Consider the following 23,820-nt stretch of genomic DNA (forward strand, 5'->3'; position numbering starts at 1 on the left):
TGCATATGGAGTTGTACATGGCCGATACGCGGCGTTGGTTCTGGTTGGGTGGGGTGGTTCTGCTCTGCGTGTTTGTCTGGCTGTTGCATCCGATCCTGACGCCGTTTCTGGTGGCGCTGCTGTTGGCTTATCTGTTCGATCCATTGGTGGATCGGCTGGAGAAGGCCGGCCTTTCTCGGACGTGGGGCGTGGTGGCGGTGTTTGCGCTGTTTACCTTGATCTTCACGACACTGCTGGTGGTGTTGGTGCCGATGCTCGCCAAGCAGCTGTTTCGCTTGTACGAATTGGCGCCGCAGATGCTCGACTGGTTGCAGCACACCGCACTGCCGTGGGCGCAATCGAAATTCGGACTCTCGGATAATTTCTGGAAATTCGACAAGCTCAAGGCGGCAATCAGCGAGCACATGGGCCAGACCACTGACATTGTCGGGGTCGTGCTGAGTCAGGCGACGGCTTCCGGGCTGGCGCTGATCGGTTGGTTGGCGAATCTGGTGCTGATCCCGGTGGTGAGTTTCTATTTGCTGCGGGACTGGGACCTGATGATGGCGAAGATCCGCGGTCTGCTGCCCCGTGATCGCGAAGAGCGCGTTGTGATCCTGGCGGGTGAATGCCATGAAGTGCTGGGTGCATTCGTGCGCGGGCAGTTGCTGGTGATGGTGGCGCTGGGCGTGATCTACGCGGCGGGCCTGATGTTGGTTGGGCTGGAACTGGGGCTGTTGATTGGGATGATTGCCGGTCTGGCGGCGATCGTGCCGTACATGGGGTTCGTTATCGGGATCGGTGCTGCCTTGATTGCCGGTCTGTTCCAGTTCGGTGGCGATCTGTATCCCATGATCGGAATCGTCGCGGTGTTCATGGTGGGTCAGGCGCTGGAAGGCATGGTGCTGACGCCATTGCTGGTGGGGGACCGGATCGGTCTGCACCCGGTGGCGGTGATCTTCGCGATTCTGGCCGGGGGCGAGCTGTTCGGTTTTACCGGTGTGCTGCTGGCGCTGCCGGTGGCGGCGGTGATCATGGTGCTGGTGCGCCATGTGCATGATTTGTATAAAGATTCTGATATGTACAGCGGTGTTGATGAGCCCGAGATTTAAGAGGGCCTGATCAAACATCACGGGCAGCCTGGTTCATTGCCAGGTTGACCCGAATCCCTCACGCGGCTGTCACATGCGCCGCCAAAGAAACTGGCATAAAACCAGTGTGTTAACGCAAACCTTTGATTTTGCTTGTGGTCTGTCGCATTGTGCGACCCGCCTCACGGGTATAAACTTCGCAAACTTTACACAGAGGCCACTAACGGTTCCTTTGGAACTGTTCAGTCAGCATGAAACCGATTCAGCTGCCCCTAGGTGTGCGTCTGCGTGATGACGCTACCTTTATCAATTACTATCCAGGCGCCAATGCCGCTGCACTCGGCTATGTCGAGCGGCTTTGCGAAGCCGACGCCGGCTGGACCGAAAGCCTGATTTATCTCTGGGGCAAGGACGGGGTAGGGCGTACGCACTTGTTGCAGGCGGCCTGCCTGCGCTTCGAGCAACTGGGGGAGCCGGCGGTGTATTTGCCGTTGGCCGAACTGCTCGATCGCGGCATCGCCATCCTCGACAACCTCGAACAGTACGAACTGGTCTGCCTGGATGATTTGCAGGCGGTGGCCGGTCGTGCGGATTGGGAAGAGGCGTTGTTCCATCTGTTCAACCGTCTGCGTGACAGCGGTCGACGTCTGCTGATCGCTGCATCGACATCCCCGCGTGAGCTGCCGGTGAAGCTGGCAGACCTTAAATCCCGTCTGACGTTGGCGCTGATCTTCCAGATGCGTCCGCTCTCCGACGAAGACAAGTTGCGTGCCTTGCAACTGCGCGCCTCTCGTCGCGGCCTGCACCTGACCGATGAAGTCGGGCATTTCATTTTGACCCGCGGTACGCGCAGCATGAGTGCGCTCTTCGAGCTGCTTGAGCGTCTCGATCAGGCTTCCCTTCAAGCTCAACGCAAGCTGACCATTCCCTTTCTGAAAGAAACGCTCGGCTGGTAACAAAAGCCGGTAAAGCCAAGGCCCTGGCGGGTTTCGGCATCTTTCAGGCGTCAAGAATTCCGCTTTCCTACAGGGCTGCAGGCTGCGCGAACGTCTAAAACGGGCTTAAGCGCTTAGATGTAAACGCGAAACCAAGAAGTCACATAAAGATCGATTGAATTTGCAAATGAGGTCGATAGTAGGCATAGTCTCGGCTTCTTTAGAACTATCAGCCACGGTCGTGCCCATGCTAAATCGCTTTGCACCCCTCGTGCCTCTCGCACTCGTCACCCTGTTGTTCGGTTGCGCTGCTCACTCTCCAGTGTCCCAGCAAGAGCAACAACAGCAGGTTAAAAATTCTGCTACCGCTCAATCTTCCGCTCTTTATCAGCAAGCTCTTTTCCAGGAAGAAGCGGCCACCGATAAAGAACTGGCAGACTTCGCCGGCGGCAAGTCGTACCAGCTTCCGGTTCTGGCCGACAGCATCCTCGAACGCGGCATGTCCCTGATCGGTACCCGTTACCGTTTCGGCGGCACCTCCGAAGCTGGCTTTGATTGCAGCGGCTTCATCGGTTACCTGTTTCGTGAAGAAGCCGGCCTGAACCTGCCACGCTCCACTCGCGAAATGATCAACGTCGACGCTCCGCTGGTTTCTCGCAGCAAGCTGGAGCCGGGCGACTTGCTGTTTTTCGCCACCAATGGCCGTCGCGGCCGCGTCAGTCACGCCGGGATCTACCTGGGTGACAACCAGTTCATCCATTCCAGCAGCCGCAAAAGCGGTGGTGTACGGATCGATAACCTGGGCGACAGCTACTGGAGCAAGACCTTCATCGAAGCCAAGCGCGCACTCGCGATGGCACCGACTGCGGCCCCGATCGTCACGGCGCGCAAGTAAGCGGACTTTTTGTAAGGTGAACTTAAAGTCTTACTTGAAGTTTGCCACGTAGCAGCTAGAATCCGATCTTATTATTGATGGCAAACCGCCTGCGTCCTGCGCAGGCGGTTTTCTTTTCTGCGCCCCCTGCAGAAAAAGCCGCAGCCAGATCAGGATGCTCTGCATATGTCGATGTCGGCCCGCCTCGCAATCATGTTCTTCGCAGCGCTGCTCAGCGCCTGCGCCAGCCGTACACCGCCACCTGCGCCGGTGGTTCGCGCACCCATTATTTTCAGTTCCTCCCAAGCATTCTCCCCTGAGGCAGAAGACGTCTTGTTCCGCGCGCTCGGCCTGGTGGGCACGCCGTATCGATGGGGTGGGAACACGCCGGATTCGGGTTTCGATTGCAGCGGGCTGATCGGTTATGTCTACCGTGACGTCGCCGGCATCTCTCTGCCGCGTACCACGCGCGAGATGATCAGCATGCAGGCGGCCAGCGTGGGCAAGGAAGGCCTGCAAACCGGTGACCTGATCTTCTTCGCCACCAATGGCGGTTCCCAGGTCAGTCACGCCGGGATCTACGTCGGCGAAGGTCGCTTCGTCCATGCACCGGCCACCGGTGGCACGGTGAAGCTCGATAGCTTGTCCAAAGCTTACTGGCAGAAAGCCTATCTGAGCGCCAAGCGCGTCTTGCAACCTGAGCACTTGGCACGCAATCCCTAAATGGCAGAGGTTGTCATGACCGCTCGCACACTCAATCTCGACGATTCCCTGTATCAATACCTGCTCGACGTTTCCCTGCGCGAAACGCCGTTGCTCAAGCGTTTGCGTGACGAAACCCAGGCGCTGCCCATGGCTCGCTGGCAGGTGGCACCGGAGCAGGGGCAATTCCTCGCGCTATTGGTGAAACTCACCGGTGCCAAGCGTTTGCTGGAAATCGGCACCTTCACCGGTTACAGCGCCTTGTGCATGGCGGCTGCATTGCCGGATGACGGTTCGTTGATCTGCTGTGACATTCCCGGTGACTACAACGCCACCGCGCGCCGTTACTGGCAGGAAGCGGGGCTTGCCGAGCGGATCGATCTGCGTCTGGCCCCCGCGCTGGAAACCCTGGCTCAGTTGGATCAGCCAGAGTCATTCGACCTGATCTTTATCGATGCCGATAAAGCCAACTACCCACGCTATCTGGAGCACGCATTGCGACTGCTGCGCGTCGGTGGTCTGGCGGTGTTTGATAACACGCTATGGAGTGGTCGGGTGCTTGAGGACAATCCCGAGAGCGAAGACACCCGGGCCATTCAGGCGCTCAATCGCGCCTTGAAGGATGACTCGCGTGTGGATTTGTCGTTGTTGCCGTTGGGGGATGGCCTCACGCTGTGTCGCAAGCGTTGAGCGCGGGTATTGTGGGAGCGAGCCTGCTCGCGAATAGCGGTGGGTCAGGCAAGTTCAATGTCGAATGTGCCGGCCTCATCGCGAGCAGGCTCGCTCCCACAGTTGATGTGTATTGCAGTTATTGGGTTGCCGACACGCGCCACACCTTGTTGCCCACGTCATCCGCCACCAACAAATCACCCTGTCGGTCAATCACCACGCCCACCGGTCGGCCCATGGCTTTTTCCTCGTTGTTGAGGAAGCCGGTGAGCACATCCACCGGCGGCCCGCTCGGTTTCCCTGAGCTGAACGGTACGAAAATCACTTTGTAGCCACTGTGCGGTTTACGGTTCCACGAGCCGTGCTGGCCGATGAATGCTCCTTCCTTGAATTGCGCTGGCAGTCTGTTGCCTTCAGCAAACGTCAGGCCCAACGAGGCGGTATGCGGGCCGACCGCGTAGTCCGGCGCAATGGCCTTGGCCACCAGGCCGGGGTTTTGCGGCTCGACGCGAACGTCGACGTGTTGACCGTAATTACTGTAAGGCCAGCCGTAGAACCCGCCGTCCTTCACTGACGTGATGTAGTCCGGCACCAGATCGCTGCCGATTTCGTCGCGCTCGTTGACCGCTGTCCACAATGCGCCGCTCCGGGGTTCCCAGGCCAGCCCGTTTGGATTGCGAATCCCCGAGGCGAAGATTCGATGGTTGCCGGTGGCGCGATCCACTTCCCAGATTGCCGCGCGACCTTCCTCCTGATCCATGCCGTTTTCACCGACGTTGCTGTTCGAGCCCACGGTGACATACAGCTTGCTGCCGTCCTTGCTGGCGATGACGTTTTTGGTCCAGTGGTGATTCAGCGTGCCGCCCGGCAGGTCGATCACCTTCATCGGCTGCGACTTGATTGCCGTCTCGCCGTTTTCATAGTGGAAGCGCAGCAAGCGGTCCGTGTCGGCGACGTACAGGTCATTGCCGACCAGGGTCATGCCAAAGGGTGAGTTGAGGTTTTCCAGGAACACCGTGCGGGTTTCGGCGATGCCGTCCTGGTCCTTGTCCCGCAGCAGCGTGATGCGGTTCGGGCTCGGTACGGCAGCGCCGGCACGGCCCATGACTTTGCCCATGACCCAGCCACGAATACCTTTGCCGTCATCGGGTTTGGGTGGTGCGTTGGTTTCGGCGACCAATACGTCGCCGTTAGGCAATACGTAGAGCCAGCGCGGGTGATCGAGACCTTCGGCAAATGCCGCCACCTGAGTGCCTGTCGCGGCGATGGGTTTCGCACCGTCCGGCCAGCCAATCGCCGGGGCGATGTTCACCGTCGGGACCAGGGTCTTATTCGGTTCTGGCAGCTTGGGCGATGGGCCGGTGCCGTCGGAGACTTGCAGCCTGGCGGTTTCACCACAGGCCGCAAGCCCTCCGGCGAGCACGATGGCGAGAGCGAGCGGGGGCTTGCGCATGCTGATCTTCCCTAATGAATGCATTGACCTAATCAATAGAGAAGCGCAGGTGCGCGATGGTTCAACCGGTCAGCCGCGGGCTTCCTTGAACAGCACGGCTATGCCGGGGTGATAGTTGCCGGCTTCGTTGCGCAACTTGCGATAGGCATAGGGGAAGTACCAGGCCACCGCGCAGGAGTGTTCTTTTTGCAGGTCGTCGACCATGTCCTGGAGTTCTTCCGGGGTGGCGCTTTGTTGGGCTTTTTGCGGCGCAACGAACAGGCAGCCGAGTTTCAGGTCGCTGGCGTAGCTGATGCGTTTGGCCTCGCTGGTGATGTCCTGCAATGCTTGAGTCAGGTTCAGGCTGTTGACGCGTGGCCAGCGTTGCGTCGCCTGAAGGTAAGCGCGTTCTTCGCTGGTCGCGATAAACAGATCGGCGCGGCCATTGCGTTCGCCTTCTTCGACCTGTTTACGGGTCGGTGTTTGTTGCAACGTGACCATTTCCGCCATCCAGGCCGCGGCGGAAAGCAGGCTCAGGTTGGCTTTTTCGTCGTACCAGTAAGGCGTGTCATTATCGCCGCGCACGGCGTTGTAGCGGTCGATACAGTCAAACCAGCGTTCCAGCACCGGGCGCAGGAATTCCAGCTTCGGATTGCTGATGATCATGCCTTGCATGTGGCTCACCCTTGTTATTGTGTTGTGAGATTGTGGCTCTTTGATATCACTGCTGAGAGTGTGGCACAAGATTGGCGTCAGATAATTGATCGGCGGCAGTTATTCGCTCGCAGGCTGCCCGTCTTCAATTGACGCTCCATCCCCAACCCTCTAACCTTCGCGGCTTGTTTCAGGTGCTCTGTGACCTTGGTCGACAGAGTGAAACAGGGAAGCCGGTGAGTGATTCTCTTCAAGCGACGAAGAGCCATGATCCCGGCGCTGCCCCCGCAACGGTAAATGAGTGAAAACTGCGCCTTGAGCCACTGTGTCGTCGACATGGGAAGGCGCGCAGTCAGGCCAGCGCCGCTCATGAGCCCGGAGACCGGCCTGATCCATCCAGCGGCATCACGGTGGGCGATGCCAGGCTTCTTGCCGTCTATTCTTGTGCCTGCCCGCCGTTATCCAGCCTCAACGGAGAGCTCCCCCATGACTGATACCCCCGATCGTGACGAACGTCATCTGGCGCGCATGCTGCGCAAAAAAGCCGTGATCGACGAACGCATCGCCAATTCCCCGAATGAATGCGGCCTGCTGCTGGTGCTGACCGGCAACGGCAAAGGCAAAAGCAGCTCGGCCTTCGGCATGCTCGCCCGGTCCATGGGCCACGGCATGCAGTGTGGCGTGGTGCAGTTCATCAAGGGGCGCAGCAGCACCGGCGAAGAACTGTTCTTCCGGCGCTTCCCGGAACAGGTGCGTTTTCATGTGATGGGCGAGGGCTTCACCTGGGAAACCCAGGATCGCCAGCGTGACATCGCCGCCGCTGAAGCCGCGTGGGCGGTGTCGCGCGAATTGCTGCGTGATCCGTCGATCGGCCTGGTGGTGCTGGATGAATTGAACATTGCGCTCAAGCACGGCTATCTGGATCTCGATCAGGTGCTCAGCGACTTGCAGGCCCGTCCGCCGATGCAGCATGTGGTGGTGACCGGTCGCGGCGCCAAGCCGGAGATGATCGAACTGGCCGACACCGTCACCGAAATGGGCGTGATCAAGCACGCGTTCCAGGCCGGGATCAAAGCGCAAAAAGGCGTCGAGTTGTGAGCCGCACTTTATGAATAGCCATCGTCAATGCCCGGCGGTATTGATTGCCGCGCCGGCTTCCGGTCAGGGCAAGACCACCGTCACCGCCGCGCTGGCCCGTTTGCATCGCAATCAAGGGCGCAAGGTGCGCGTGTTCAAATGCGGCCCGGACTTTCTTGATCCGATGATTCTCGAGCGCGCCAGCGGTGCGCCGGTGTATCAATTGGACATGTGGATGGTCGGCGAGCAGGAAAGTCGTCGGCTGTTGTGGGAAGCCGCCGGCGAAGCCGATCTGATCCTCATTGAAGGCGTCATGGGGCTGTTCGACGGCACGCCGTCGAGTGCTGATCTGGCGCGGCACTTCGGTGTCCCGGTGCTCGGCGTGATCGACGGCACTGCCATGGCCCAGACCTTTGGCGCATTGGCGTTGGGGCTGGCGAAGTATCAGCCGGACTTGCCGTTTGCCGGTGTGCTGGCCAACCGCGTCGGCACCCTGCGTCACGCGCAATTACTGGAAGGCAGCCTCACTGAAGGCTTGCGCTGGTACGGCGCCTTGTCCCGGGAAACCGGGATCGAATTGCCGAGTCGGCATCTCGGGCTGGTTCAGGCCAGTGAGTTGAACGATCTTGACCTGCGTCTCGATGCAGCAGCTGACGCACTGGCCAGCAGTTGCGAGGTCGCGCTGCCACCGGCGGTGGAATTCGCCGCGCCTGATGTGATCGCTGCAGAACCGTTGCTGGCCGGCGTGCGTATCGCCGTGGCCCGTGACGAAGCGTTTGCCTTCACCTACGGTGCAAGCCTGGATTTGCTGCGAGCCATGGGTGCCGAGTTGTCGTTTTTCTCACCGATCCGTGACGCGCAATTGCCGGAGGCAGACAGCCTCTATCTGCCGGGCGGTTATCCCGAATTGCACCATGTGGCGCTGTCACAGAACACCACGATGCTGGCCGCAATCCGCGCTCACCATGCGGCGGGTAAACCGTTGTTGGCCGAGTGCGGCGGCATGCTGTATCTGCTCGATTCGTTGACCGATGTCGAGGGCACTCGCGCTGAACTGGTCGGCTTGCTGGCGGGGGATGCGGTGATGCAAAAGCGTCTGGCCGCGTTGGCGTTGCAGGCAGTCGAGTTGCCAGAAGGTTTGTTGCGTGGGCACACCTATCACCACTCGCTGACCAGTACGGAGCTTGAGCCGATTGCCCGTGGCCTGAGTCCTAACGGTGGGCGTGGGGCGGAGGCGGTTTATCGTGAGGGGCGGATGACAGCTTCTTATGTACATTTCTATTTTCCGTCCAATCCCACTGCTGTAGCCGCGCTGTTTGTGCCTGACCATAAGGACGCCATCGCGAGCAGGTCGAATCGTCGCACCGTCACTCCCACATTGGAAAGTGGTTTGCCTGAAGAAACGCGGTCCACTGTGGGAGCGGGCTTGCTCGCGAAGAGGCCATGACTGACAACGCATTCAGCCAGGCCGAACGCGAAGCGGTCTACCGAGCCATCGGCGAACGCCGCGACATGCGTCATTTCAGCGGTGGCACGGTCGAGCCCGAGTTGCTGCGGCGCCTGCTCGAAGCCGCGCATCAGGCGCCGAGTGTCGGCCTGATGCAGCCCTGGCGGTTCATCCGCATCAGCGATCGAACCCTGCGCGGCAAGATCCAGTCACTGGTGGAAGAAGAACGCATCCGCACCGCCGAAGCCCTCGGCGAACGCACCGACGAATTCATGAAGCTGAAAGTCGAAGGCATCAACGACTGCGCCGAGGTGCTGGTCGCGGCGCTGATGGATGATCGCGAGCGTCATATCTTCGGCCGTCGCACGATGCCGGAAATGGACATGGCCTCGCTTTCCTGCGCGATTCAGAACCTCTGGCTGGCCTCCCGCGCTGAAGGATTGGGCATGGGCTGGGTCTCGCTGTTCGAGCCGCAAGCACTGGCGGACTTGCTGGGTTTGCCCGCCGGAGCCAAGCCCTTGGCCGTTCTTTGCCTGGGGCCGGTCAAGGAATTCTATCCGGCGCCGATGTTGGTACTCGAAGGCTGGGCGCAGGCGCGTCCGCTCAGTGAGCTGCTGTATGAAAATTATTGGGGAGTGAGTCAATGAGTGTGGCGTTGTTGAGTGTCGCCGCGGTTGCGCTGGATGCGCTGCTGGGTGAACCCAAACGCTGGCATCCGCTGGTGGCGTTCGGCCGTTTTGCCGACCGCATCGAGCAACGTTTCAACGGTGAAGGTCGCGGCTGGCGCAGTCATGGCGTCACTGCCTGGGTGATCGCGGTGTTACCGCTGACCCTGCTGGCCACGGCGTTTTCCTGGGCGCCTTATGTCGGCTGGATCGTCGAAATTCTCGTGCTCTATTGCGCCCTCGGCATGCGCAGCCTCGGAGAACACGTCGAGCCGGTGGCCAAGGCGCTGCGCAGTGATGATCTGGAGGAGGCGCGCAAACGTGTCAGTTATCTGGTCAGCCGCCAGACCAGCGAACTGGATAAAACCGAAGTCGCCCGCGCTGCTACAGAATCGGTGCTGGAGAACGGCAGCGACGCGGTATTCGCTGCGCTGTTCTGGTTTGCCGTGGCTGGCGCGCCTGGCGTGGTGCTCTACCGTTTGAGCAACACGCTGGATGCGATGTGGGGCTACCGCAATGAACGCTTCGAGCGTTTCGGCTGGGCCGCGGCAAAGATCGACGACGTCCTCAACTATATTCCTGCACGCCTGGTGGCGCTGACCTACGCGCTGCTGGGCAAAACCCGCCTGGCGTTGAAATGCTGGCGCACCCAGGGCCCGACCTGGGACAGCCCGAATGCCGGTCCGGTGATGGCGGCCGGTGCCGGAGCGCTCGGCGTCGAGTTGGGTGGGGCGGCGATTTATCACGGTGAACTGCATCAGCGTCCGCCATTGGGCGAAGGCGAACCGGCGGACGCCGACTCCATCGACCGCGGCTGGCAATTGGTCCAGCGCGGGGTATGGTTATGGTTGCTGATCCTCTGCGTGGGGGCTGAATTCTATGCTTGAGCACGGTGGTCGGTTACGCAAGGCGGCGCTCGAATACGGCATCGCCGAAGCCGAGTGGCTTGACCTGTCCAGCGGCCTCGCGCCCTGGCCGTTTCCGGTCCCGCAGATTCCGTTGCGGGCCTGGGCGCGTTTGCCGGAAACCGATGACGGTCTGGAGCAGGCGGCCTGTGATTATTACGGCGCCGCTCAGGTGCTGCCGGTGGCCGGTTCGCAAATGGCGATCCAGTTGCTGCCGCGTTTGCGCCGGGCGGGCAAGGTCGGCGTGCTCTCGCCGTGTTACGCCGAACACGCCGAAGCGTGGCGCCGTAATGGCTACATCGTGCGTGAAGTGCTGGAGCAGGAAGTCGATTTCTATCTCGACAGCCTCGACGTGCTGGTGGTGGTCAACCCGAACAATCCTACCGGCCTGAGCCTGACACCGAGTCGCCTGCTCGACTGGCACTCGCGGCTGGCCCAGCGCGGCGGCTGGCTGGTGGTGGACGAGGCCTTCATGGACAACACGCCGCAGCTGAGCCTGGCACCTTTTGCCAATCAGGTCGGGTTGATCGTGCTGCGTTCCTTCGGCAAGTTTTTCGGCCTGGCCGGTGTGCGCCTGGGTTTCGCGCTGGCCGAGCGCAAGTTGCTCAAGTTGCTGGCCGAGCAAGTGGGACCATGGGCGGTCAGCGGGCCGACGCGGGTACTGGGTCAGGCCTGTCTGCTGGACACCGAAGGGCATGCCCGGCAGCGGGTTCGCACTGAAGAGGCCGGCGCGCGTCTGGCGCTGTTGCTTGAACAGCACGGTTTCAAACCACAGGGCGGCTGCGCGTTGTTTCAATGGCTGATCACCGAACGCGCCGAAACCTTGCATGAATTCATGGCCCGGCGCGGCATTCTGCTGCGGTTGTTCACGCACAACAGCAGCCTGCGCTTCGGCTTGCCCGCCGATGAAGCCGACTGGACACGTCTCGCGCAAGCGTTCGAAGCCTACGCTAGGGAAACCCAATGACTACGTTGATGGCGCAGGGCGCGACTTTGATGGTGCAGGGCACCACTTCCGACGCCGGCAAAAGCACGCTGGTAACGGCGTTGTGCCGCTGGGTCACGCGTCAGGGCGTCAGCGTCGTGCCGTTCAAGCCACAGAACATGGCGCTCAACAGTGCCGTGACCGCCGACGGTGGCGAGATCGGTCGTGCGCAAGCGGTGCAGGCTCAGGCCGCCAACCTTGAGCCGCACACCGACATGAACCCGGTGCTGCTCAAACCCAATAGCGACACCGGCGCTCAAGTGATCATCCATGGCCGCGCGGTCACGACGATGAACGCAGTTGCGTATCACGACTACAAAGCCATCGCCATGCAAGCAGTGCTGGCCTCTCATGAACGGCTGAGCGCGGCTTATCCCGTGGTCATGGTCGAAGGCGCGGGCTCGCCGGCCGAGATCAATCTGCGTGCCGGCGACATCGCCAACATGGGCTTTGCCGAGGCCGTGGATTGTCCGGTGGTGCTGATCGCCGACATCAATCGCGGTGGGGTTTTCGCGCATCTGGTGGGCACGCTGGAACTGCTATCGCCCAGCGAGCAGGCACGGGTCAAAGGCTTCATCATCAACCGGTTTCGCGGCGATATCGCTTTGCTGCAACCGGGTCTCGACTGGCTGGAAGCGCGCACCGGCAAACCGGTGATCGGCGTTCTGCCTTACGTGATGGACTTGCACCTGGAAGCCGAGGACGGCATCGACCAGCGTCAGACCGACAAGGCCGATCAGGTGCTGAAAGTGGTGGTGCCGGTGCTGCCGCGCATCAGCAACCACACCGATTTCGATCCGCTGCGCCTGCATCCGCAGGTGGATCTGCAATTTGTCGGCCCCGGTCAGGCGATTCCACCGGCGGACCTGATTATTCTTCCCGGCTCGAAAAGCGTACGCAGCGACCTCGCGTATCTGCGGGCCAATGGCTGGGACACTGCGATCAGTCGTCATCTGCGTTATGGCGGCAAAGTGCTGGGGATTTGCGGTGGTCTGCAAATGCTCGGCGACCAGGTACACGACCCGTTGGGCCTCGAAGGCGCACCGGGTTCCAGCGCCGGTTTGGGCTTGCTGGCGTTCGAAACCCGGCTCGAAGAAGAGAAGCAATTGCGCAATGTGCGCGGGCGTCTGGCGCTCGAAGACGCGCCGGTCAGCGGTTATGAAATTCATGCTGGCGTGACCACCGGGCCGGCGCTGGAAAACGCCGCCGTGCAACTGGACGACGGTCGCTGCGACGGTGCGCAAAGCGTGGACGGGCAGATTTTCGGCACCTATCTGCATGGCCTGTTTGAATCGCCCGCGGCGTGCAGTGCGCTGTTGCGCTGGGCCGGTTTGCAGGCGGTGCAGGACGTGGATTATCACGCGTTGCGTGAGCGCGATATCGAGCGGCTGGCGGATCTGGTGGAGAAGCATCTGGATACCCGACTGTTGCGTGAGCTCTGTGGGATTTGAGAGGGGTTGAGAATGTCATCGCGGGCAAGCCATGTTCCTACAGGATCAAGAGCCGCTCTTGATCCTGTAGGAGCATGGCTTGCCCGCGATGAGGCCCGTCACCAAACCGCCAATTTGAAGGAATGACCATGCTGCAACTGATCCTCGGCGGCGCGCGCTCCGGCAAAAGCCGGCTGGCCGAAAAACTCGCCTCCGACAGCGGTCTGGCAGTGACGTACATCGCCACCAGCCAACCCCTCGACGGTGAAATGAACGAGCGGGTGGCCCATCACCGCGCCCGTCGTCCAGCCGAATGGGCGTTGATCGAAGAGCCGGTGGAGCTCGCCCGCGTCCTGCGCGAAACCGCCAGAGCCGATCGGTGCCTGCTGGTGGATTGCCTGACCCTATGGATGACCAATCTGCTGATGCTCGACGACGCCGAGCGTCTGTCGGCTGAGCGTGATGCGCTGCTGGACTGCCTGGCATCGTTGCCGGGTGAAATCATTTTTGTCAGCAACGAGACCGGAATGGGTGTCGTGCCGCTGGGCGAATTGACTCGCCGCTATGTCGATGAAGCCGGTTGGCTGCATCAAGCCTTGGCCGAGCGCTGTCAGCGAGTCGTCCTGACCGTCGCCGGCCTGCCCCTGACTTTGAAAGGAACTGCGTTATGACTCAATCCTGGTGGCTGAACCCGTGCAAACCGATCGATGCTCAAGCGGTCGAGCAGGCGCAGGCCCGTCAACAGCAGCTGACCAAGCCGGCCGGCTCCCTCGGTCGGCTTGAGTCGGTGGCCGTGCAATTGGCCGGGTTGCAAGGGCAGGTCAAGCCGAGTCTGGATCAGCTGTGGATCGCGATTTTTGCCGGTGACCATGGCGTGGTCGCTGAAGGGGTGTCGGCATTTCCCCAGGAAGTCACCGGGCAGATGTTGCTCAACTTCGTCAGCGGTGGGGCGGCGATCAGCGTGTTGGCGCGGCAACTCGGGGCCTCCCTGGAAGTCGTCGACCTCGGCACGGTGACGCCGTCGTTGAATTTGCCGGGTGTGCGTCATATGAATATCGGCCCGGGTACGGCGAATTTTGTCGAAGGTCCGGCGATGACGCCGGCTCAAGGCGAACTCGCTTTGCAGGCCGGCCGCGACAGCGTGCAGCGCGCCATCGCGGCGGGTGCGCAGTTGTTTATCGGTGGCGAGATGGGCATCGGCAACACCACCGCGGCCAGTGCGTTGGCGTGTGCCTTGCTCGATTGCCCGGTGGTGCATCTGGCCGGGCCGGGCACGGGTTTGAATGCGGCGGGTGTCAGTCATAAAGCGCAGGTGATCGAACGCGCTTTGGCGTTGCACAGCGCTCAGCGTGGTGATGCGCTGCAAACCCTGTTCAACCTTGGCGGTTTTGAGATCGCGGCCCTGGTCGGCGCGTATCTGGCGTGCGCCCAGGAAGGCGTCGCAGTGCTGGTGGACGGTTTCATTTGTAGCGTCGCGGCGTTGGTGGCAGTGCGCTTGAATCCTGAATGCCGTCAGTGGCTATTGTTCGGCCATCGCGGCGCCGAGCCGGGTCATCGTCATGTACTGGAAACCCTGAACGCCGAACCGCTGCTGGACCTCGGCCTGCGTCTGGGCGAGGGCAGTGGTGCGGCGTTGGCCGTGCCGTTGCTGCGTCTGGCGTGCGACCTTCACGGGCAGATGGCGACCTTCGCCGAGGCCGCCGTGGCGGACCGTCCGGCATGACCTTGCGCCTGGACCTGTTGCGCCACGGCGAAACCGAGCTCGGTGGCGGTTTGCGCGGCAGCCTCGACGATGCGCTGACCGACAAGGGCTGGGCGCAGATGCGCGCGGCGGTGGTCGAGCAGGGGCCTTGGGATCGTTTGGTCAGCTCGCCACTGCAGCGCTGTGCGCGGTTCGCCGAAGAACTCGGTGCACAGTTGGGTTTGCCGGTGCAGTTGGATAAAGACCTCCAGGAGCTGCACTTCGGCGCCTGGGAAGGGCAGAGCGCCGCCGCGTTGATGGAAACCGATGCCGAGGCGTTGGGATTATTCTGGGCCGACCCTTATTCGTTTACGCCGCCTCAGGGTGAGCCGGTGGTGGATTTTTCGACGCGGGTGTTGGCAGCTGTTGAGCGCTTGCAGGCTACCTACGCAGGCGAGCGGGTGTTGCTGATCAGTCACGGCGGGGTCATGCGCTTGTTGCTGGCTCAGGCGCGGGGATTGCCTCGTGAGCAGTTGCTCAACGTCGAAGTCGGGCATGGCGCGTTGTTTTCGCTGACGGTCGAATCCGGCCTGTTGTTAAAGGAAGCGCTCTGACCATGTTGCCGTTCTGGATCGCCCTGCAATTTTTGAGCAGTCTGCCGATTCGTCTGCCGGGCATGCCGGAACCACAGGAATTGGGGCGGTCGCTGCTGTTTTATCCGCTGGTCGGCCTGCTGTTCGGCGGGATTTTGTGGGCGCTCAACTGGCTGCTGCTCGGCACCCCGTTGTTGCTTCACGCCGCGCTGTTGCTGACGGTTTGGGTCTTGCTCAGCGGTGCTTTGCACCTGGATGGCCTGGCCGACAGCGCCGATGCATGGCTCGGTGGGTTCGGCGACCGCGAGCGCACGTTGACGATCATGAAGGACCCGCGCAGCGGGCCGATTGCGGTCGTGACGCTGGTGCTGGTATTACTGCTCAAATTCGCCGCGTTGCTGGCATTGATCGAGCAGCAACACGCCGTTGTCCTGATCATTGTCCCGATGATCGGGCGCAGCGCGATGTTGGGGGTGTTCCTGACCACGCCTTATGTGCGCGCCGGTGGCTTGGGGCAAGCGCTGGCCGATCATCTGCCACGGTTGGCGGGCACGCAGGTGTTGGCGGTGAGTGCGTTGGCTTGCGTTTTGATTGCCGGTCTCAGCGGCGTATTGGCAGTGGTGCTGGCGGCGTTGGTGTTTGCCTGGCTGCGCCAAGTGATGCTGCGCCGATTGGGCGGCACGACGGGCGATACGGCGGGGGCGTTGCTGGAATTGCTGGAAATGGTTTTACTGGTCGGCCTCGCACTGCTTCCGTAGGAGCAAAGCTTGCTCGCGATGGCCGCGCTGCTGTTCTTTCAGGGAAATCGCGTTAACGTTTATCGCGGGCAAGCCTTGCTCCTACAGGTAATTTGTATCAACAATTTGCATTCATTTAACCGCGGGTATATACACGCACCATGCTCGACTCCCAATGTTTATGCATCAACCTGCGTCGCGCCGCCCGTGGCGTCAGCAGGCATTACGACGGCGCTCTCGACGGCTTCGGGATCAACGTCGCCCAGTATTCTCTGCTGTGTAATCTGCAGCGTCTGGATAAACCGAGTATTTCCACGTTGGCCGAGGCCATGGGCCTGGATCGCAGCACCTTGGGGCGCAATCTGCGGGTGCTGGAAGGCGAAGGCCTGCTGATGCTGGTCGAGGGCGAAGACATGCGTAACCGCATCGTCATGCTCACCGAGGCCGGTGTTGAACGCCTGAAAGCGGCCTTGCCCGCGTGGGAAGCGGCGCAACAGCGGTTGATTGACCGCTTGGGTGCCGAGAAACGCGAAACCTTGCTGCGACTGCTGGACGAACTGGCGTGATGCCGGTTTTTCCGATCTTAAGCGGGTATATACCCGCTACCGGAGAACAAGAATGACATCGATGTGGCGTACGTGCGGTTGGGTTTTGTTGGGGAGTGCGCTGATTCTTGCGTTGTCCTTGGGTGTAAGGCACGGCTTCGGGCTGTTTCTGGCGCCGATGAGTGCCGAATTCGGTTGGGGGCGTGAGACGTTTGCCTTCGCCATTGCCTTGCAGAACCTGATCTGGGGCCTGGCTCAGCCCTTCACCGGCGCGCTGGCCGATCGCTTTGGCGCCGCGAAAGTGGTGTTGGTCGGCGGTGTCTTGTATGCATTGGGCCTGGTGTTCATGGGCCTGTCGGATTCGGCCATGACCTTGTCACTGAGTGCCGGCCTGTTGATCGGCATCGGTCTGTCCGGTACCTCGTTCTCGGTGATCCTCGGCGTGGTCGGCCGCGCAGTGCCGCCAGAGAAACGCAGCATGGGTATGGGCATCGCCAGCGCTGCCGGCTCTTTCGGCCAGTTCGCCATGTTGCCCGGCACGCTGGGGTTGATCGGCTGGCTCGGCTGGTCCGCGGCATTGCTGGTGTTGGGCCTGTTGGTGGCACTGATTGTGCCGCTGGTGAGCATGCTCAAGGACAAGCCGTTGCCGGTGTTCGGTCATGAGCAAACGCTGTCCGAAGCATTGCACGAGGCCTGTTCCCATTCGGGCTTCTGGCTGCTGGCGTTCGGCTTTTTTGTCTGCGGCTTCCAGGTGGTATTCATCGGCGTGCACTTGCCGGCTTATCTGGTGGATCAGCACCTTCCGGCGAGCGTCGGCACCACGGTGCTGGCGTTGATCGGGCTGTTCAATATTTTCGGGACCTACACGGCGGGCTGGCTGGGCGGACGGATGTCCAAGCCACGTTTGCTTACTGGCCTGTATCTGCTGCGGGCAGTGGTGATCGGGTTGTTCCTGTGGGCGCCCGTCACGACGACCACTGCGTACCTGTTTGGCATGGCGATGGGCTTCCTGTGGCTGTCGACGGTACCCTTGACCAACGGCACCGTCGCGACCTTGTTCGGTGTGCGAAATCTGTCCATGCTCGGTGGGATTGTTTTCCTGTTTCACCAGCTCGGATCGTTCCTCGGCGGCTGGTTGGGCGGGGTGGTGTATGACCGAACCGGGAGCTATGACTTGATCTGGCAAGTGGCGATTCTCTTGAGCCTGTTGGCGGCCGCCCTGAACTGGCCGGTGCGTGAGCGGCCGGTGGCGCGCCTGCAAACACAGATGAGTGCGATATGAACAGTCTCTGGCCGCGGATCGCTGTCGCCGCTGTCTGCGCCTTGCTGCTGGCCCTGTCGTGGTGGGGGTGGCACCAGGGCGGGCTGGCGTTGATGCAACTGGGCATGGGTGCTTGCTAGCAGGATGTGAGGGCGAGTAACTTCGGTTTGGACGACTTATCGAGGATGCCCCCACATGCTGATGCGCTGGCTCGCAGTTCTCGCGTTACTGGTAGCGTTTAGTGGATTGGCTCAAGCGGCCGAATGCCCGGAGCTTTTGCAAGGCTCGTTGCCCAAGCTGCGCGCCAAGGAATCCATCGACCTGTGCCAGCGCTTCGCCGGCAAACCGCTGGTGGTGGTCAATACCGCGAGCTTCTGTGGTTTCGCCCCGCAGTTCAAAGGCCTTGAGGCGCTGAATCAGCGATACAAGGATCAAGGGCTGGAGGTGATCGGTGTTCCGTCCAATGACTTCAAGCAAGAGTCCAAGGATGGCGAAGAGACTGCCAAGGTCTGCTACGTGAACTACGGCGTGACGTTCACCATGACTGAACCGCAGAAAGTCCGCGGTAATGACGCGACGCACTTGTTCAAGATCATCGCCAGGCAGAGCACCGCGCCGAAGTGGAACTTCTACAAGTACGTGGTCGATCGCAAGGGCCAGGTGATCGCCAATTTCTCCAGCCTGACCAAGCCTGACGATCCCGAGTTCATCGCCGCGGTGGAGAAAGCCCTGGCCTCGCAACCCTGATCGAGTCCATCAAAAAGCCCCGCCTCTGTACAAGAGAGCGGGGCTTTTTCAATTCAGGCGGCGAGCGGTTCAGGTTCGCCGTGAATCATCAGAAGCGGTAGGTCGCGCCAACACCGAAACCGTTCGCACTGTTTTCGTACTTGGCGTTGTAGGACTGACCCAAAGCGTTAGCGCGGTTGACAGTGACAGATTCTTCCTTGAGGTAAGAGTAAGCCACATCAATGGTCCAGTCGTCGGTTGGGTTGAAGCCCGCACCGACACTGAAGATGGTCCGGTCGCCGGTAGGGATGCGTGGCGAACGATCAGTGTTGTTGGTGGGCGACTGGTCAAAGGAGAGACCGGTACGCAGTACCCACTGCTTGTTCAACTGGTAGGAAGTACCCACGGCGTAGGCCCAGGTGTCATGCCAGTTCTGGTCTTCCTTGATGGTACCAACGATTCGTGGGGCGAGGGCACCACCGTTAAGTGCGGTTACGCCTTCGTTGTTGACCGTGATGTCTTTCAGGCGGCTCCAACGAGTCCAGGTAGCACCGGCATAGAGCTTCCAGGCATCATTTATATCTTGAGTCACGGAAAGGTCATAGGACTCAGGTGTTTCGATCTTCAGCGAGGCATCGTAACGGTTGGATTTGAGCAGCTGAGGTGGCACACCAGCGCCGGTAGACACATCGGTGTGGCCGTCGAGCTTGTAGTTCACTTTCGAGTGATAGGTCAGGCCCACGCGAGTGGTATCGGTGGCTTGAACCAGGACGCCGGCGTTAAAGCCCAAGGCCGTATCGTCGCCCTTGATCTCCACATTGTTATCACCAGTCCGGGGGACAGGGAGAGCAATGTCCGATTCCAGGGTGCCGGAAATCCGGTTGATGGTAGGGCCAAAACCGATCGAAACTTTATCGTTGAAAGCGTAGCTGACGGTTGGCTGCAGAGTGATGATTTTGACTTCGCTCTTGCTGCCGAAAGCGCGGCCCTGAAAGCCGCTTTCGTAGTCGGTGATCAGCCCGAACGGAGCGTAGACGCCCAAACCAAAAGCCCACTCATCGTTGATTTTATTGGTATAGAAACCCATCGGTACTGAAGTGAGCGGAACCATATCGCCTTTGTTGGTTCCGCTTGAACGGCCGCTGGTATCGCTGATATCGGTCGAGGCGTCGATCGCTGCGAAACCGCCAGTGATTTGCTGGCCTTTGAGGCGGGCCATACCGGCAGGGTTGCCAAAAACTGTACTTGCATCATCGGCAGATGAAGAGCGCCCCGCAAAACCTGTCCCCATCCCGCTGATGCTTTGTTCGTTAAGGGCAAAGCCACTTGCGAAGATCTGGGTGGATGCCAAGGTAACGGCGAGGCTAAGGGTGGTTTTGAGCATTACTTTTTTCATTATTAGAACTCCTGGTGATCACCGGGGCGAAAATTACCAACATTTTCGTCCCAGCGCTATAGGCTGTATCGCTTGATTTAGAGCGGTTTTGTAGGACAATCCGACCAAAATCGCTGCCGTTTCGCGATCTTGTGGAAACAGCCGGTCAGCAGGCGACCTGATTCAGCGGTGAAACACAGGTTTGCCAGGCGCAGGTGAAGTCTCTCAGGCGTCCTTGAGGCTGGAAGGTCTGGCGCCAGATGCGCGCCATTCCCAGTAGGTCGTCTGCTTCGGGGAGGGGGGTGTTCTGTTCTTCTACCAACAGCCAGGCGATGGCTGTGGCGTAACGCAGGTTGACGGTCAATTCGAGATGCGGGCCACTCAGGAAAGCATGTTGGCTGGCCAGGCCGCGAACCAGGCTCGCGCGTTCCGGGTCAAGTGCCAGGTAGTGGTCCCAAAGTGCCTGGTGGCGGAGTTCGGCGATTCGGTACAAACCGTGCCCGCGGCGGTCATGCAGGGCCGTTCCAAGGGCTGACTGGCTGGCGGCGACACCCAGCAGCAAGGATTCGGCAGTTGCGCTATGGCACCCGAGATAAATCAATGTCGGGCGGATCACATAACGGCACAGTTCGCTGGCAGCGATACCCATAAAACCCTCGAAACATGAAATGGTCGGCGATACCTGAAGAGGCCTTGGCAGCGGGTGAATCGAATCAGGCTCGCCGGAAGCGGCTTAAGCCGCTTGAGTTGAAGTGTAGTGTCATATTCGCGTCGTAAAGGCCTGTTTTTAAAATATTTCCGGCTGCGAGTTATAACCGTTATATCGGTTTGTGCTTAGGCGGCAGCGGCGAAAAGAGAAATTTCAGGCAATAAAAAGCCCCGCTTTTTTAAAGCGAGGCTTTTGAGGTTTTCAGTCTTTCTGGCGTATCAGGCAACCAGTGCCTGACGGGTACGCTCGATCACGGCCTGCAGCGGTTCGGCGCTGGAGTATTGATCGGGGTACAGGCGTTCGCTGTGACGAGCGATGCCGTGTTCATTGACCAGAGTGAAGCTGAAGCAGCCTTTGCGAGCGGCCATGATCAGGCAGTTCATTGGTGCAAAAGCGTTGGTTAGGGTGCGAATGGCATCCTGGGTGTGGATTTGAGTAGACATAGTCATTGGGTGTTCCTACAAGCGACACGGATAAGAACCGTGCAAAGTTAAAACGTTCCAGTGACGACGACCACCATTGGTCGAACGAAGAACCCGACTGGAACAAAGCAGCCAGTTTGAAGCGCTGATAAATTGGCGCGCTTGGGCTGGCAGGTAGGTACTTAGGAGGGCAGGCAACACATCAAGGGCAAAGGTTCTGGGCCCAGGGTGAAGATCCTGATCAATTTGCAGGTTGGTTCGGTCAGAGTAAGTGAGCTTCGCAACACCCTTTGCTTTCGATTCAAAGGCTGTGTTGACGCAAGGTTTACCTGGAAACCATCGAGGTGGTCGATCCCGCTTTGTCGGTGGAGGCTTCCTTTGGGAAGGCTGACCGGGGGGATGTGTTCGACCAGAATTGACTTTCAGCTTGGTACTAACGCCGCGGATACTAACGGATTGAATTGCTGAAGGGAAGTGTGTTAGCAAAATAGTTCTGAGAACGCCCTCATTCAAGGTCCGGATTGGCGCTCGGAAAAAGCCATGACCCGTAGACTTGCCCTGTATTAGCACAAATTCCGACCATTGGTAGTCACAGCTCATCGGGCCAACACCTGCCTGGATCACGGGTTTGCCAAGGTTTATCCCCATGTGCAGGCAAAAAATGCGCCGAAACGGCGCATCGATATAACTACCTCGAAGGGACTTGTGCACATAAGTCACGCAGGGTGTCACGCCGCTGTCATCATCCCTTCAAACGCAGTGGGTGCCTGTAACCAAAATTTAAGTCAATGAAAAACATCGCTTTTTTTTACTGGTGAAAAAATCGTCAGTTTGACTGCGGGCCCCATTCCATACGGCTTTGCGAGAGTTCAAGGGCGGTTGTCCACTGAGTTATCCACAGCTTCTGTGGATTGTCCCGAGCGCTTGCTCTAGGACGGGCGTGCCGGGTTTTTTTAGACTTTACCTGTAAGAAAAAAAGAGTAGAGTGGCGCGCCTTCCGATCTGCCCCACAGTGCTTTATGAAGTTTCGCTCAGTATCAGTCTCTACAACCTCCACACCTCCCAGTATTACTTCGCCCAAGCGCTTTTCGATGCGTGTGGCCGAGTGGCTGCTGGACAGCCCGCGTCTGGGCGAAAACCCCAACGTCAAACACTTCGCCGGACGGTTGCTCAAGCAGCCAGCCCGTGAAGGGGTCGTGGCCGCGCAAAGCCGTCTCGGTCAGCTGATGTGCCGTGAATGCGGGAATGCCCGGGATCGCCGTATCGGTCAGGACCTTCTGCGTTCGGCCGCGCGGGCAGGGGATCGGCGCGCCCAGCAAGAACTGGGTCTGATCGAAGACTGAGCTGTCCAAGACCTGACGCCTTGGTTAACCTTCAAGCTTTATTTCATTGGCAGGAGTGGCTATGGCTATGGACTTGACCAGCGCATTGCTCGGTCTGGCGGGCGCTGCGCTGCCGTTACTGGTACTGGCCTGGCAACTTCAGCGGCGAGCGAGCACCACGCAGTCAGAGGTTGCACTGCTGGAAGAGCGTCTGGCCATGGCCCTTCTGGCTCAAGATGGATTGAACGCGCAACTCGAAGCCTGTCGCGATGAAATAGGTGATTTGGGCCAGGCCAACGCCGCCAAACAGGCAGACCTGGCCGCCCTACGCCGTGAAGTCGAACTGCTGCAGATCGAACGTGACGACGCACGCGACGCCGCCCACGCCTGGAATCTGGAACGCGCCGGCAAGGAGGCTGAGTTGCGCCGTCTGGACGCCCAGGCCGCTTCGCTCAACGCCGAGCTACGTGAGCAGCAGGAAAGCCATCAGCAGCGCCTCAACGACCTGCAGGGCTCGCGAGACGAGCTGCGAGCGCAGTTCGCGGAGCTGGCCGGCAAGATCTTCGACGAGCGCGAGCAGCGCTTTGCCGAATCCAGCCAACAACGTCTCGGTCAGTTGCTCGATCCGTTGAAAGAACGCATCCAGTCCTTCGAAAAGCGCGTCGAAGAAAGTTATCAGGCAGAAGCCCGCGAACGTTTTTCCCTGGCCAAGGAGCTGGAGCGGCTGCAACAGCTGAACCTGCGCCTGAGCGACGAAGCCACCAACCTGACCCGCGCCTTGAAAGGCCAGAAAACCCAAGGTAACTGGGGCGAGCTGATTCTTGAGCGAGTGCTTGAGCACGCGGGCCTGGAGAAGGGGCGCGAGTACCAGACCCAGGTCAACCTCAAGGGGCCGGACGGTGAGCGTTTCCAGCCGGACGTGATCATTTATCTGCCGGGCGACAAACAGGTGGTGGTCGACTCTAAGGTCAGCCTCACGGCCTATCAGCAATACGTCGCGGCCGAAGACGATGCCATCGGCCAGATCGCCATCAAGCAGCACGTGCTGTCTCTGCGCACTCACGTCAAAGGGCTGGCCGGCAAGGATTACAAGCGTCTCGACGGTTTGCACAGCCTGGATTTCGTCCTGCTCTTCGTTCCGATTGAAGCGGCGTTTTCCGCCGCATTGCAGGCTGAGCCGACGCTGTTTCAGGAGGCCTTCGATCGCAACATCGTGATCGTCAGTCCGACAACTTTGCTGGCGACCCTGCGCGTCATCGACAGCCTGTGGAAGCAGGAGCGCCAGAGCCAAAACGCCCGGGAAATCGCCGAGCGGGCCGGGTGGCTGTACGACAAGTTCGTGTTGTTCATCCAGGATCTGGATGAAGTCGGCAATCGCTTACAACAATTGGACAAAGCCTACAGCTCTGCGCGCAATAAGCTGACAGAAGGACGGGGCAATCTGGTCAGCCGCGCCGAGCAGCTCAAGTTGCTTGGCGCACGGGCGAGCAAGAGCCTGCCGGCAGATTTGCTGGAGCGGGCGATGACGGATGTGGATGGGTTGGCCGAATTGCCGGAGTAAGCCGAAAAGCTTCGCGAGCAAGTCGGATCGCCGCACCGCCGCT

The 23,820-nt window shown here is 60.1% G+C and carries 26 protein-coding genes and 1 riboswitch; of the genes, 21 read left to right on the plus strand and 5 right to left on the minus strand.

Going from position 1 to position 23,820, the window contains the following annotated elements:
• The first annotated feature begins 17 nt into the window (after positions 1-17).
• From IB252_RS03855 to IB252_RS03875, 5 genes are all read left to right on the plus strand, one after another.
• Positions 18-1,091: an AI-2E family transporter gene (locus tag IB252_RS03855; protein ID WP_111450742.1), complete on the plus strand. Its 1,074-nt coding sequence runs from the start codon at positions 18-20 to the stop codon at positions 1,089-1,091.
• Between the two features lie 230 nt (positions 1,092-1,321).
• Positions 1,322-2,026, plus strand: a complete 705-nt coding sequence (hda, locus tag IB252_RS03860; protein WP_008148645.1) for a DnaA regulatory inactivator Hda — start codon at positions 1,322-1,324, stop codon at positions 2,024-2,026.
• Positions 2,027-2,252: 226 nt separating this feature from the next.
• Positions 2,253-2,900 (plus strand): C40 family peptidase, encoded by a 648-nt coding sequence (locus tag IB252_RS03865; RefSeq protein ID WP_111450741.1) that lies wholly within the window; start codon positions 2,253-2,255, stop codon positions 2,898-2,900.
• A gap of 165 nt (positions 2,901-3,065) precedes the next feature.
• Positions 3,066-3,602 (plus strand): C40 family peptidase, encoded by a 537-nt coding sequence (locus IB252_RS03870; protein WP_111450740.1) that lies wholly within the window; start codon positions 3,066-3,068, stop codon positions 3,600-3,602.
• Between the two features lie 15 nt (positions 3,603-3,617).
• Positions 3,618-4,271 carry an O-methyltransferase gene (locus tag IB252_RS03875; RefSeq protein ID WP_111450772.1) on the plus strand — a complete coding sequence of 218 codons (654 nt, stop codon included), beginning with the start codon at positions 3,618-3,620 and terminating at the stop codon, positions 4,269-4,271.
• 118 nt (positions 4,272-4,389) lie between these two features.
• On the opposite strand, the gene IB252_RS03880 is transcribed toward IB252_RS03875, so the two are convergent.
• On the minus strand, positions 4,390-5,703 hold the full coding sequence (locus IB252_RS03880; protein WP_192406883.1) for a PQQ-dependent sugar dehydrogenase: 1,314 nt from the start codon (positions 5,701-5,703) through the stop codon (positions 4,390-4,392).
• 69 nt (positions 5,704-5,772) lie between these two features.
• The gene (locus tag IB252_RS03885) at positions 5,773-6,357 is read right to left on the minus strand and encodes a hypothetical protein (RefSeq protein ID WP_192406885.1); all 585 of its coding nucleotides are present in this window, start codon (positions 6,355-6,357) and stop codon (positions 5,773-5,775) included.
• Positions 6,358-6,511: 154 nt separating this feature from the next.
• Positions 6,512-6,742: riboswitch (cobalamin riboswitch) on the plus strand.
• An 80-nt stretch (positions 6,743-6,822) separates the two neighbouring features.
• On the opposite strand from IB252_RS03885, the gene cobO reads away from it, so the two are divergent.
• From cobO to IB252_RS03950, 14 genes are all read left to right on the plus strand, one after another.
• The gene (gene cobO, locus IB252_RS03890) at positions 6,823-7,434 is read left to right on the plus strand and encodes a cob(I)yrinic acid a,c-diamide adenosyltransferase (protein ID WP_046048017.1); all 612 of its coding nucleotides are present in this window, start codon (positions 6,823-6,825) and stop codon (positions 7,432-7,434) included.
• A gap of 10 nt (positions 7,435-7,444) precedes the next feature.
• The gene (locus IB252_RS03895; RefSeq protein ID WP_192406886.1) at positions 7,445-8,860 is read left to right on the plus strand and encodes a cobyrinate a,c-diamide synthase; all 1,416 of its coding nucleotides are present in this window, start codon (positions 7,445-7,447) and stop codon (positions 8,858-8,860) included.
• Positions 8,857-9,507 carry a 5,6-dimethylbenzimidazole synthase gene (gene bluB, locus IB252_RS03900; protein WP_192406893.1) on the plus strand — a complete coding sequence of 217 codons (651 nt, stop codon included), beginning with the start codon at positions 8,857-8,859 and terminating at the stop codon, positions 9,505-9,507. Before IB252_RS03895 ends, bluB begins: the two co-directional genes overlap by 4 nt.
• Entirely contained in the window at positions 9,504-10,412 is a 909-nt protein-coding gene (gene cbiB / locus IB252_RS03905; protein WP_192406894.1) for an adenosylcobinamide-phosphate synthase CbiB, read from the plus strand. Before bluB ends, cbiB begins: the two co-directional genes overlap by 4 nt.
• Positions 10,405-11,397, plus strand: coding sequence for a threonine-phosphate decarboxylase CobD (gene cobD, locus IB252_RS03910; RefSeq protein WP_192406896.1), 993 nt, complete (start codon positions 10,405-10,407; stop codon positions 11,395-11,397). The genes cbiB and cobD overlap by 8 nt, the downstream gene beginning before the upstream one ends.
• Before the next feature lie 8 nt (positions 11,398-11,405).
• Positions 11,406-12,866 (plus strand): cobyric acid synthase, encoded by a 1,461-nt coding sequence (locus IB252_RS03915; RefSeq protein ID WP_412548162.1) that lies wholly within the window; start codon positions 11,406-11,408, stop codon positions 12,864-12,866.
• Between the two features lie 128 nt (positions 12,867-12,994).
• Positions 12,995-13,516: a bifunctional adenosylcobinamide kinase/adenosylcobinamide-phosphate guanylyltransferase gene (gene cobU / locus IB252_RS03920; RefSeq protein WP_192406897.1), complete on the plus strand. Its 522-nt coding sequence runs from the start codon at positions 12,995-12,997 to the stop codon at positions 13,514-13,516.
• Positions 13,513-14,568 (plus strand): nicotinate-nucleotide--dimethylbenzimidazole phosphoribosyltransferase, encoded by a 1,056-nt coding sequence (gene cobT, locus IB252_RS03925; RefSeq protein WP_111450732.1) that lies wholly within the window; start codon positions 13,513-13,515, stop codon positions 14,566-14,568. Before cobU ends, cobT begins: the two co-directional genes overlap by 4 nt.
• On the plus strand, positions 14,565-15,140 hold the full coding sequence (gene cobC / locus IB252_RS03930) for an alpha-ribazole phosphatase family protein (protein ID WP_192406899.1): 576 nt from the start codon (positions 14,565-14,567) through the stop codon (positions 15,138-15,140). The genes cobT and cobC overlap by 4 nt, the downstream gene beginning before the upstream one ends.
• 2 nt (positions 15,141-15,142) lie before the next feature.
• Positions 15,143-15,877, plus strand: a complete 735-nt coding sequence (locus tag IB252_RS03935; RefSeq protein WP_192406902.1) for an adenosylcobinamide-GDP ribazoletransferase — start codon at positions 15,143-15,145, stop codon at positions 15,875-15,877.
• Positions 15,878-16,017: 140 nt separating this feature from the next.
• Positions 16,018-16,422 carry a MarR family winged helix-turn-helix transcriptional regulator gene (locus IB252_RS03940; protein WP_033055842.1) on the plus strand — a complete coding sequence of 135 codons (405 nt, stop codon included), beginning with the start codon at positions 16,018-16,020 and terminating at the stop codon, positions 16,420-16,422.
• Between the two features lie 52 nt (positions 16,423-16,474).
• Complete coding sequence (locus IB252_RS03945; RefSeq protein WP_192406904.1) at positions 16,475-17,683, plus strand: MFS transporter; 1,209 nt, start codon at positions 16,475-16,477, stop codon at positions 17,681-17,683.
• Positions 17,680-17,802, plus strand: coding sequence for a hypothetical protein (locus IB252_RS30295; RefSeq protein ID WP_007977581.1), 123 nt, complete (start codon positions 17,680-17,682; stop codon positions 17,800-17,802). The genes IB252_RS03945 and IB252_RS30295 overlap by 4 nt, the downstream gene beginning before the upstream one ends.
• A gap of 55 nt (positions 17,803-17,857) precedes the next feature.
• Entirely contained in the window at positions 17,858-18,409 is a 552-nt protein-coding gene (locus tag IB252_RS03950) for a glutathione peroxidase (RefSeq protein WP_192406906.1), read from the plus strand.
• Positions 18,410-18,497: 88 nt separating this feature from the next.
• On the opposite strand, the gene IB252_RS03955 is transcribed toward IB252_RS03950, so the two are convergent.
• From IB252_RS03955 to IB252_RS03965, 3 genes are all read right to left on the minus strand, one after another.
• Positions 18,498-19,784: an OmpP1/FadL family transporter gene (locus IB252_RS03955; protein ID WP_111450727.1), complete on the minus strand. Its 1,287-nt coding sequence runs from the start codon at positions 19,782-19,784 to the stop codon at positions 18,498-18,500.
• A 145-nt stretch (positions 19,785-19,929) separates the two neighbouring features.
• On the minus strand, positions 19,930-20,412 hold the full coding sequence (locus tag IB252_RS03960) for a hypothetical protein (RefSeq protein WP_111450726.1): 483 nt from the start codon (positions 20,410-20,412) through the stop codon (positions 19,930-19,932).
• Between the two features lie 278 nt (positions 20,413-20,690).
• Positions 20,691-20,915, minus strand: a complete 225-nt coding sequence (locus IB252_RS03965) for a hypothetical protein (protein ID WP_007898912.1) — start codon at positions 20,913-20,915, stop codon at positions 20,691-20,693.
• Positions 20,916-21,913: 998 nt separating this feature from the next.
• Here IB252_RS03965 and IB252_RS03970 point away from each other — a divergent pair.
• Together IB252_RS03970 and rmuC are read left to right on the plus strand one after the other, a co-directional pair.
• Entirely contained in the window at positions 21,914-22,237 is a 324-nt protein-coding gene (locus IB252_RS03970; RefSeq protein ID WP_111450725.1) for a sel1 repeat family protein, read from the plus strand.
• A gap of 175 nt (positions 22,238-22,412) precedes the next feature.
• The gene (gene rmuC / locus IB252_RS03975; protein ID WP_165934047.1) at positions 22,413-23,777 is read left to right on the plus strand and encodes a DNA recombination protein RmuC; all 1,365 of its coding nucleotides are present in this window, start codon (positions 22,413-22,415) and stop codon (positions 23,775-23,777) included.
• Positions 23,778-23,820: the final 43 nt, after the last annotated feature.

The sequence above is a fragment of the Pseudomonas sp. PDM10 genome, assembly GCF_014852295.1.
Taxonomy (GTDB): Bacteria; Pseudomonadota; Gammaproteobacteria; order Pseudomonadales; family Pseudomonadaceae; genus Aquipseudomonas.